This is a genomic window from Saccharopolyspora sp. NPDC000995, from assembly GCF_053599315.1.
Window position 1 is genome coordinate 1 of the sequence record NZ_JBSFLZ010000189.1, and the last position, 8609, is coordinate 8609.

General features: G+C 66.5%; 9 protein-coding genes. 5 read left to right on the forward strand and 4 right to left on the reverse strand.

Going from position 1 to position 8609, the window contains the following annotated elements; translation table 11 throughout:
• Positions 1 to 223: 223 nt before the first annotated feature.
• Together ACWDKQ_RS33850 and ACWDKQ_RS33855 are read right to left on the reverse strand one after the other, a co-directional pair.
• Positions 224 to 868, reverse strand: a complete 645-nt coding sequence (locus ACWDKQ_RS33850) for a CoA transferase subunit B (RefSeq protein WP_450142840.1) — start codon at positions 866 to 868, stop codon at positions 224 to 226.
• A 9-nt stretch (positions 869 to 877) separates the two neighbouring features.
• A complete protein-coding gene (locus ACWDKQ_RS33855) occupies positions 878 to 1591 on the reverse strand; it encodes a CoA transferase subunit A (RefSeq protein WP_450142841.1) in 714 nt (237 codons plus the stop codon).
• 156 nt (positions 1592 to 1747) lie between these two features.
• Here ACWDKQ_RS33855 and ACWDKQ_RS33860 point away from each other — a divergent pair, with 156 nt between their 5' ends.
• Complete coding sequence (locus ACWDKQ_RS33860) at positions 1748 to 2533, forward strand: IclR family transcriptional regulator (RefSeq protein ID WP_450142842.1); 786 nt, start codon at positions 1748 to 1750, stop codon at positions 2531 to 2533.
• A gap of 855 nt (positions 2534 to 3388) precedes the next feature.
• Here the strand turns inward: ACWDKQ_RS33860 and ACWDKQ_RS33865 are convergent.
• Positions 3389 to 3808: a CAP domain-containing protein gene (locus ACWDKQ_RS33865; RefSeq protein ID WP_450142843.1), complete on the reverse strand. Its 420-nt coding sequence runs from the start codon at positions 3806 to 3808 to the stop codon at positions 3389 to 3391.
• Positions 3809 to 4156: 348 nt separating this feature from the next.
• On the opposite strand from ACWDKQ_RS33865, the gene ACWDKQ_RS33870 reads away from it, so the two are divergent.
• Positions 4157 to 4288: a hypothetical protein gene (locus tag ACWDKQ_RS33870; RefSeq protein ID WP_450142844.1), complete on the forward strand. Its 132-nt coding sequence runs from the start codon at positions 4157 to 4159 to the stop codon at positions 4286 to 4288.
• A 10-nt stretch (positions 4289 to 4298) separates the two neighbouring features.
• Here ACWDKQ_RS33870 and ACWDKQ_RS33875 read toward each other — a convergent pair whose 3' ends face one another.
• Positions 4299 to 4871 carry a TetR/AcrR family transcriptional regulator gene (locus tag ACWDKQ_RS33875; protein WP_450142845.1) on the reverse strand — a complete coding sequence of 191 codons (573 nt, stop codon included), beginning with the start codon at positions 4869 to 4871 and terminating at the stop codon, positions 4299 to 4301.
• A gap of 184 nt (positions 4872 to 5055) precedes the next feature.
• On the opposite strand from ACWDKQ_RS33875, the gene ACWDKQ_RS33880 reads away from it, so the two are divergent.
• The 3 genes from ACWDKQ_RS33880 to ACWDKQ_RS33890 form a co-directional block, all read left to right on the forward strand.
• Positions 5056 to 5436 (forward strand): FBP domain-containing protein, encoded by a 381-nt coding sequence (locus ACWDKQ_RS33880; RefSeq protein WP_450142847.1) that lies wholly within the window; start codon positions 5056 to 5058, stop codon positions 5434 to 5436.
• A 97-nt stretch (positions 5437 to 5533) separates the two neighbouring features.
• Positions 5534 to 6718: a GDSL-type esterase/lipase family protein gene (locus ACWDKQ_RS33885; RefSeq protein WP_450142846.1), complete on the forward strand. Its 1185-nt coding sequence runs from the start codon at positions 5534 to 5536 to the stop codon at positions 6716 to 6718.
• 321 nt (positions 6719 to 7039) lie between these two features.
• Positions 7040 to 8609 (forward strand): IS1634 family transposase (locus ACWDKQ_RS33890; protein ID WP_450142848.1); only part of this gene is annotated, 1570 nt, incomplete at its 3' end.

Here is an 8609-nt window from a genome sequence, read left to right on the forward strand (position 1 = left end):
TGATCGCAACCCCACCCAGCTGCGCACCCGAGAAGTCCTTTAGCGAGCCGAGCAACCGCCCCATCGGAGTCCGCGCCCCCGCCACGATCACAGAACTACCGGTCGTTCGTGCTCTTTCCATTGGTCCACTCCCAAAATCTGTAGGTCGCGTCCGAAAGCTGCTGCGGCTGCACGGGAATGACGCCCGGGGCACCGACGAGACCCACATCGGTGCTCGTGAGCATCACCGCGTCGCAACCGGTTCCAGGATCGGGGCGCCGGTCTTGACCCGAACCTCGCTCTCTGTGACACCGGGGGCGAGCGAGACCAGGCGCAGCCCCTCCGCTGCCACGTCGAGCACCGCCAGGTCCGTGACGATCCGGTCTACCACTCCGGCACCGGTCAGCGGCAGCGTGCACCGCTCGACGATCTTCGGTGTGCCGTCCTTTGCCACGTGATCGGTGAGTACGACGATCTTGCGGGCACCGACGACCAGGTCCATCGCACCGCCCATGCCCTTCACCAGGGCACCGGGGATCGTCCAGTTCGCCAGATCGCCGCCCTCGCTCACCTGGAGAGCGCCCAGGATGGCGATGTCGATGTGCCCGCCGCGCATCATCGCGAACGACTCCGCCGAATCGAAGTAGCTCGCTCCGGGATTGATCGAGACGGTCTGCTTCCCTGCGTTGATGAGGTCGGCGTCTTCCTCGCCCTCGAAGGGGAAGGGCCCCAGGCCCAGGATACCGTTCTCGCTCTGCAGCGTTACCTGCACGCCGTCCGGGATGTGGTTGGCGACCAGCGTCGGGATGCCGATCCCGAGGTTGACGTAGTCGCCGTCGCGGAGTTCGGCGGCGGCGATCGCCGCCATGTCGTCGCGAGTCCAGGTCATGGGTTGCTCCTAGTCGGCCAGGGCGGGGACGCGGGGGCGCACCGTGCGCTTCTCGATGTCCTTGATGCGGGGTTGGGCGAGGACCATGCGGTCAACGTAGATGCCCGGGGTGATGACCAGTTCCGGGTCGAGGTACTCCTCGCTCAAGTGCTCGACCTCGACCACCGTCACCTTCCCGCTGGTCGCGATGACCGGGTTGAAGTTCCGCGCGCTCGCCCGGTAGACGAGGTTGCCGGCCGGGTCCGCGGTGTGGGCGTGCACGAGCGCCACGTCAGCGACGATCCCCCGTTCCTGGACGTAGGTCTGCCCGTCGAACTCCGCCAACGGCTTGTCGTCGGCCACCGGGGTTCCGACGCCCGCGCGCGTGTAGAACGCCGCGATTCCCGCACCGCCGGCCCGCAACCGCTCGGACAGCGTCCCCTGCGGCGCGAACTCCACGACCAGCGCCTTGTCCAGGTACTGCTGGGCGAACAGCTTGTTCTCACCCACGTAGGACGCGATCACCTTCGCCACCTGGCGGTTCTCGAGCAGCAGCCCGAGTCCCTTGCCGTCAACACCCATGTTGTTGGAGACCACCGTCAAACCGGTGACCCCGCTGTCGCGGACAACCTCGATGAGGTCGCTCGGGATACCGCACAGGCCGAAGCCGCCGGCGGCAATCGTCATCCCGTCTTCGAGCACATCGGCCAGTGCCTCCGCCGCACTCGAACGCAGCTTTGACAACTCATCACCCCTTCATCGGTCCGCTGAACGAACAGCAGCAGTAAAGGAGCAACCTCGTGTTCACCGCAACAAACAAGGATGAACGGCGGCCGAACTGTTCGTCAGGTGACCTCTGATCGACCTTGGTGTTCATTCAGTGGACGTTAGGATGGAGGCATGAGCGCGAGCCCCAATGCCCATTTGATCGGCCGGGTCGGTTCGGTGCTCCGGGCACTGTCCGCCGCCAACGAGGCGGGGGCGGCCACCAGCGACCTCGCCCGGGCTACTGACCTCCCCCGGCCGACCGTGCACCGCCTGCTCTGCTCCCTGGCGGATGAGGGGTTCGTCGACCGCGACCGGCGCACCGGCCGGTGGTTCCTCGGCCCCGAGCTGTACCTGCTGGGGCAGACGGCCGGCACCCGCTACGACGTCACGCACCACGCCCGCGCGAGCGTGCACCGGCTGGCGGCCAAGACCGGTGAAAGCGCGTTCTTCTCGGCTCTGCGAGGAGAGGAAACGGTGTGCCTGCTCCGCGAGGACGGCGACTTCCCGATCCGGTCCTTCGTGCTTTATGAGGGCGCCCGGTTCCCGCTCGGAGTCGTCTCCGCGGGCCTTGTCATCCTCGCCTTCCTCGACGACGCTGAGATCGACGCCTACCTGGAGCGGACCGACTTGACCAGCCGATGGGGCCAGACGCACGCCCCCGAGGAAGTGCGCGCCCGCATCTCCCGCACCCGGCGCGATGGCTACTCCGTAAACCCCGGTCTGGTGGTCGAGGGAAGCTGGGGCATGGCGGCGGCGGTGTTCGACCGCGCGGGGCAACCCGTGTGGGCCCTGACGCTGACCGGCATCGAATCCCGCTTCCGCCCGGACCGGCAACCCGAACTCGGCGCCCTCCTCCTGCACGAGGCCCACACCCTCAGCCGAACGCTGGACCCTTCCGACCGCAAGGCGCACCTTTGATCCGGAAGCAGTAGAAGACAGCACGGACTCCGGCCCGCTCGGCGCCCACACCCCGAGTGGCCGTGGGGCAGGCCCGTCACGGAAGCCCGACGAGCGAAGACGCCCTTTTACAGGGGCCTGGCGGGAGGCGGGCGAACTCGGAGATATAACTCGACAATCGCCTTCGCGTTTTGCGTAATGCTGCGTCGTATCGCCCTACTCGCTGCCGACATTACTTGTTTGTGGACCGAAGAGCCGATTGGTGCGGTTGTGGAGGCTGGTACCAACCGGCCTCAAGCGGAGGCGGGATCATCGCCAGTCTTCGATTTCTAGCTGTTCACTGAAGGGTGCCATCGCTTCGTGCAGCATGGCCGTGGGCGTATCAGCGAGACTCAATCAGCAGACCGGCAGTCCTATAGATCATTATCTTTGCCCTTCGCGCATCCCGTATCTCTTGCGCAACTTCGGTTTACCGAGAGTTAGCGCCGCCCCAAGTCTGTCCATAATGGACCTTGATTGCCCACAGTGGGCCCATCAAGATTAACAAACCTTAAAAGCGCCGGTCAGCGCACATACGCTCCCAGATGGGGCCCTTCGCCCGGAGGACAAAGCCGTGGTGTTGGCGTGGGGCGTGTCCACCCCGCGCGCTACTGAAGTTGTTACTGGTGACGCAGTGGTCCACCACCTGGTGGCCGATGCGTTGCGCTACCCACAGCAGTCGGCTGACCGCTTGCGCGGACAGCGGGGCGGCGGAGTGCTCGCGGTTGTTTCGACGCCGTCGGAGCGCTTCGTCGAACGAGGCAGCTGCCTGCTTCTCCACTGGCGGCAACATCATCAGCGGGCAGTATGCCGAATGCCGGGCAGCCACCGGACGGCTCAGCGCCCGAAGTCCTGTGTCCAGTAGTAGCCGTTGGTGTCGACGGCGACGCCGATGGTCTTGTTGGAGCAGTTGAGGATGTTGGCCTTGTGACCGTCGGACTTCATCCAGCCGTCCATGACCTGTTGTGCGGTCTGGTAGCCCATGGCGATGTTCTCGGCACCCGGCGACGGGTAGCCGGCCTTCGAGATGCGCTGCGAGAAGGTCACACCGTCGGGGGTGGTGTGATCGAAGTAGGCGCGATTGGCCATGTCGGCGCTGTGGGCCTTGGCCGACGAGGAGAGCCGGGAGTCCACCGAAACGGAGTTGCAGCCGGCGTCGGCGCGCTTCTCGTTCACGAGGTTGACGACCTGGTCCTCGACCGAGGAAGCCGCGCCCGCTGCGGGGGCCCAGGCGGCGGCGGTTCCGACACCGATCAAGAGAGCAGTCAGGGCAGTTACGGAGCGTCGACAATTCGGGGGTTTCATGCCGTCGCAATGTACCCTATTCGATTAAGATCGATCCGTGAACCGTGGAGACAGTCACTCTCCGTAGCACGGAGAGTAGTGGTGCAACCACTGAACGGTTCGATCGCAGCCCGCAAACGCCCGACCGGCAGCGGAGCCCCGATATAGAGATAGGCGCATATTGCCGCGACCAGCCTGGCCCTCGCGCGTGCTTCCTTCAGGTATGTCGGTCGGCACGGCGCTGCGGACCAGTGCAGGAGGGTCGCGCAAGCGCACCAGGTGCGTCGCTGCCCGGGAAGCCCGCTGCCGACGCGACACAGCGTGCGCTCTCGCCGCTCGCGGTGGTCTGCGGGTACCGGGGGCGCGCTCGAAGCGATCGCCACCGGCGACGTCTCGATCAATGGCGAGTCGGACGCGATCAACCGCCGCATCCGCATGCTCGGCCTCAACTGACCGACACGAATCACGAAGCGGGCGGCCAGTTCCGGAGGGTGGCGTCGAGGGCGTCCAAGGCCCTGGACCAGGAGGCGTCCGCCTCGCGCGGGTGGTGGCGGAACCCGCCCGCCGCCTCCAAGCTCACGTACCCGCGGAAGACGCTGCCCAGCAGCCGCACGGCATCCGTCTGGTCGGGCTCCGACAGGTCGTAGCCGCGCAAGATCGCCCGCGTCATCTCCGAGTGCCGACGCGCCGCACTGACTGCCGCGGTCTCCGCGTCGAGCTCCATCTGCGCCGCCGCGAACCTCCCCGGGTGCTCATTGGCGTAATCCCGGTAGGCGTTGGCGAAGGCGACGAGGGCATCCCTGCCCGCGCGACCGGCCAGCGCGCCGGCGGCCCGGTCGGCGAGCTCCGACAGGGCCAGCACCGCCACGCCGACCTTCAGGTCCTGCACGTTCCTGACGTGCGAATACAGGCTCGCGTCCTTCACGCCGAATCGGCGCGCTAGCGCCGAGACGGTCACGTTCCCGAAGCCGACCTCGTCGGCCAGTTCCGCCGCAGCCCGGGTCAGGCGTTCGGCGTTCAACCCCGCACGTGCCATCCGCACCCCTCTCCTAGAGGGTCTAGGTTAGAACTAAATAGGTCGCGACGAAACTCTAGGATGAGTAGCTTTATATCTATGAGGCCTGCTATCGAGCGCGAAAACCGCGCATCGTTGTCAACCGCACCAAAGGCGAGTCCAAGCGCCTGCCTGTCCCCCCAGGACCTGGCCACCGTGGCACGACCTGGATTTCTTAGGGTGGCGGAATTCCGCCGCGTCGCGGCGGGCCTACCTCGTCACCGAGTCCGGCGACGGGTTGGTGGGTGTCGTGCTGCGGCTGGCTTCGCCGCATGCCGGACACCTGCGGCGCAGCAGGTGCTCGCTGTTGCTGACCACGCACACCGGAGACGGTGTCTCACTAACGATTGCGCGCAGGGCGGCCCGGGGCGGGCAGCAGGGCAACTCCGTCGGCTCCTACCGCACCGGTCTGGTCTGCTCGCTCTACGTGCACGGGAAAAAGGAAGTCGGCTCCGGCGAGCGCCTCCACGGGTCGCTCGCGTTGACGGAGAAGGTCGAGCGGACCACAACCAACCTGACCGGATTCCTGAACAAGGTGGTCGGGTAACCGCGCGAAATGCCAGCGACGCCACGCAACGGTGAACGGCGAACGGGCCCGCATTCGCCGCGCCTTCAAGCATTCGAAACCCGTTGAGGAGGCCGAGGTGACCGACTGGATCACCACCCCGATCGAACCCCGCATCCTGCGCGGAGCTCTGGACCTGGAAAACACCGAGCACGGCGTGCTGCCGCACCGGTTGCCCGCCTGGGCCCGGAAGCAGTTCCCCAACGAACACCTGGCGGTGGTCGAGTCCCAGCCCTCCGGTGTGCGACTGGCCTTTCGCACCCGGGCCACCGCGATCGAACTGGACGTGATCCCCACGAAGATGGTCTACACGGGCGCCCCGGCGACTCCGGACGGCGTGTATGACCTGCTCGTCGACGGCCGTCCAGCAGGCCAGGCCACCGCGACGGGCGGCAATGTCCGCACCATCGACATGGCCACTTTGTCCGCGGTCGTCAGCCCCGGCCCCGCAGCCACGGTCCGGTTCGCCGAGCTGCCCGCGGACGTGAAGGACGTCGAAATCTGGCTGCCACACGTCGAAACCACGGAGCTGATCGCCCTGCGCACCGACGCCCCGGTGGAGGCGGCGCCGGATCGCGGGCGCAGGGTCTGGCTGCACCACGGCAGTTCGATCAGCCATGGCTCCGCAGCGGGGAGCCCGACCGCGATCTGGCCGGTGCTGGCCGCCGTCCTGGGTGGCGTGGAGCTGATCAACCTGGGGTTCAGCGGCAACGCCCTGCTCGACCCGTTCACCGCGCGCACCATGCGCGACACCCCGGCTGACCTGATCAGTCTCAAGATCGGCATCAATCTCGTCAACGCGGATCTGATGCGCCTGCGCGCCTTCGCCCCGGCGGTCCACGGCTTCCTCGACACCATCCGCGAAGGCCACCCGTCCGCTCCGCTGCTGGTCGTCTCCCCCATCTTTTGCCCGATCCAGGAGGATACCCCGGGCCCTCTCGCCCCTGACTTCGACGGCCCGAAGGTTAGCTTCCGGGCCCTCGGCGACCCGTCGGACCGGGCCGCCGGGCGGCTGACGCTCAACGCCATCCGGGCCGAGCTCGCCCGAATCACCGCGCAACGAACGGCCGACGACCCGAACCTCCACTACCTGGACGGTCGCACCCTCTACGGAGAGCCGGACTTCGAGGAACTACCGCTGCCCGACCAACTCCACCCGGACGGAGCAGGCCACCGCCGCATGGGAGAGCGCTTCGCCGAACACGCCTTCAACAAAAACGGCCCCTTCGCACCGAAGAACACCTGCCCGCAATCGAACTGGTAGGCGCCGAGACCGTTGCGCAAGCGCCCAGGGCTACTGCATGGGTGAGCACCTGTCGGCGTTCGTGGTGGTGGTTCGAAAGCGCGCCCGGTACGCCGAGGCTTTGTTGGAAGACCGGGCGCATCGTTTCCGACGAGCCAAAACCCCCGCGTTCCACAGATAATTGGGCTCTGACGACACGATCGGCGGCGTCGCTCCAGGTCAGGGCACTGTGTCCTGGTGGAAACAGCAGAAACCCCTAGTGACACGATTCAAGCAGTTACATACTGTGACCTGCTGGATTGGCTTGATCGAATAGGAGGTTGATCGCTAGAGTTGGTCGCCGTGTATGTGAAGCGCTCGACCCGACGGACCAGCGACGGTCAGGTGATCGGCTACCTGCAACTGGCCCACAACGAGTGGGACCCGGCCGCGAAGGCGTCGAAGACCAAGGTGCTCTACTCCTTCGGCCGCGAGGACCAACTCGATACCGCGGGGATCCGGCGGCTGGTGGCGGCACTGTGCCGGCTGCTGGAACCAGGCGACGCGCTGGCCGCGAGGACCACGGCGGATCTGACGTTCACCGAATCACGGCCGCTGGGTGGGTCGTTCGTCCTGGACGGGCTGTGGCGCCGGCTGGGGATCGATCAAGCGATGCGCACGATGCTGGCCGGGACGCGGATGGACGACCGCGTCGAGCGGATCCTGTTCGCGCTGGTCGCGAACCGGGCGCTGGCCCCGTCCTCGAAGCTGGCCGCGACCCGCTGGCTCGAGTACGACGTCGTCATCGACGGCCTGGACTCCGTCGTCGACGAGGCCTGCTACCGGGCGATGGACTGGCTCGTCGAGGTCGAGCCGCAGCTGTCGCGCATCGTCTATGACAACACCGCGGACCTGCTCAACCTCGAAGTCGATCTGCTGTTCTTCGATACCACATCCACGTACTTCGAGATCGGGGACGCCGACTCACCCGTTGCTCGCGACGAGCGCGGCAACATCGTCACCGACGGCGAGGACACGGTGAAGGAGACCGGGTTTCGCACCTGGGGCAAGTCCAAGGACTCCCGCCCGGATCTGCCGCAGATCGTCGTCGGGATGGCCGTCACCCGCGACGGGATCCCTGTCCGCTGTTGGTCATGGCCGGGCAACACAGCTGACAGTGCCCTGATCCGCCAGGTCAAGGACGACATGCGGGACTGGTCGCTGTCACGGGTGGTCTGGGTCGCCGACCGCGGTTTCACCTCTGCGGACAATCGCCGCTACCTGCAACGGGCCGGCGGGCACTACATCCTTGGGGAGAAGCTGCGCGGCGCCAGCCCCGAAGCCCGCGCCGCACTCTCACGCCAGGGCCGGTACAAGACCGTGGCGGGCAACCTGGAAGTCAAGGAAGTACGGCTGGACGCCGACCTTGCCGACGACAGGTTCGTGGTCTGCTTCAACCCCGACGCCGCCGTCCGCGACGCGAACATCCGCGAACGGATGGTCGCCCTGCTGGAGGAAGCGATCGCCGAAAGCGACAAGCTGTCACGCCCCGAACGCGCGAAGCTCGAAGGCGTCATCTCCACCAAGCCGGGCCTGAAGCGGTACCTGCGCACCACGCCTGGCGGGCTGCTGCGCGTCGACAAGAAGGCCATCGACCGCGAAACGAAACTCGACGGCAAGTTCCTACTCCGCACCTCCGACCCGACACTCTCGGCCGAGGACATCGCCCTGGGCTACAAGCAACTCCTGGAAGTCGAGCGTGGCTGGCGTGACATGAAGCAGATCATCGATCTGCGACCGGTCTACCACCGAATCGAGAAACGCATACGCGCCCACGTCCTGCTCTGCTGGCTGGCCCTTTTACTGATCCGCATCGCTGAGACCCGCACAGCCACCACCTGGCCGACCCTGCGCGACGAGCTACAGCGACTTC

What these genes read in the sequence shown, in the direction of transcription:
- ACWDKQ_RS33850 (WP_450142840.1), bottom strand. Translation starts at nt 868, where the DNA reads ATGACCTGGACTCGCGACGACATGGCGGCGATCGCCGCCGCCGAACTC.
- ACWDKQ_RS33860 (WP_450142842.1), top strand. Translation starts at nt 1,748, where the DNA reads ATGAGCGCGAGCCCCAATGCCCATTTGATCGGCCGGGTCGGTTCGGTG.
- ACWDKQ_RS33875 (WP_450142845.1), bottom strand. Translation starts at nt 4,871, where the DNA reads ATGGCACGTGCGGGGTTGAACGCCGAACGCCTGACCCGGGCTGCGGCG.